Consider the following 983-nt stretch of genomic DNA (forward strand, 5'->3'; position numbering starts at 1 on the left):
GCCGCAACCGCCGAAGGGGGCGGCCCGGCGCTAGGACGCGCGGCTGCGCTCCACCGAGTACGTGCGGTCGGCGATGGCGGCGGCGCTCGCGCGGTGGCTGACGATGAGGATGGTCTTGCTGGCGCGGTTGTCGGCCAGCGCACGCAGCACGGCAGCCTCGTTCAGGCTGTCGAGGTTGCTCGTGGGCTCGTCCAGCAGCACGAACGGGGCGTCGTGCAAAAACACGCGCGCCAGTCCGATGCGCTGGCGCTCGCCGCCCGACAGCGCGTCGCCGAGCTCTCCCACCCGCGTGTCCAAGCCCTGCGGCAGGCGCTCCACCAGGTCGGAGAGCGACGCCTTCGCACAGGCGTCGGCCAGCTGGTCGTCGGTGGCGCCGGGCCGCGCCAGCACGAGGTTGTCGCGGATAGTGCCCTCGAACAGGTGCGTCTCCTGGGTCATGAAGCCCTCCGCGTTGCGCAGGCTGGCGGTGTTGACGCGCCTCACGTCGCGGCCCGACACCTCCACGACGCCCTTCTGGGCGTCCCAGAACCGCATGAACAGCTTCAGCAGCGTTGACTTGCCCACACCGCTGCGGCCCGTCACGCGCACGACCTCGCCCGGCCGCAACGTCACGTCCACCTGCTCGAGCACGCGCACGCCGCCGTAGGCGAAGTCCACGCGCCGCGCGGCCGCACCGTCGAAGGCGCCGAGGTCCACGCCGTCGGACACCTCGTCGGTCTGCGGGCGCTCGTCCAGAAGGTCGACGACGCGCGCGCCCGCAGCCAGCGTCTGCTGGAGCGTGGACCCCAGGTTGGCAACGGCGATGACCGGGCCGAAAGACGACATGAGCGCGACGGTTGCCAGCACGGCGGCGCCTGCATCGACCGCTCCCTGCGCCACGAGCGCGGCAGACGCCAGCAGCATGGCCACGCCGCACGCGACCACGATAGCCCCCACCAGCGCCATGAGCAGCGCGGTGCCGCCTTTGAGGTGCCGCTCGACGC

1 protein-coding gene is annotated in these 983 nt (G+C 72.3%); it reads right to left on the reverse strand.

Features of this window, described 5'->3' with window-relative positions:
* Positions 1-30: 30 nt before the first annotated feature.
* Positions 31-983: ABC transporter ATP-binding protein (locus GPA_RS14720; RefSeq protein ID WP_156791183.1), on the reverse strand; the 953-nt coding region annotated here is incomplete at its 5' end.

Origin of the sequence: Gordonibacter pamelaeae 7-10-1-b (assembly GCF_000210055.1) — a bacterium.
In the GTDB taxonomy this organism is placed as follows: domain Bacteria; phylum Actinomycetota; class Coriobacteriia; order Coriobacteriales; family Eggerthellaceae; genus Gordonibacter; species Gordonibacter pamelaeae.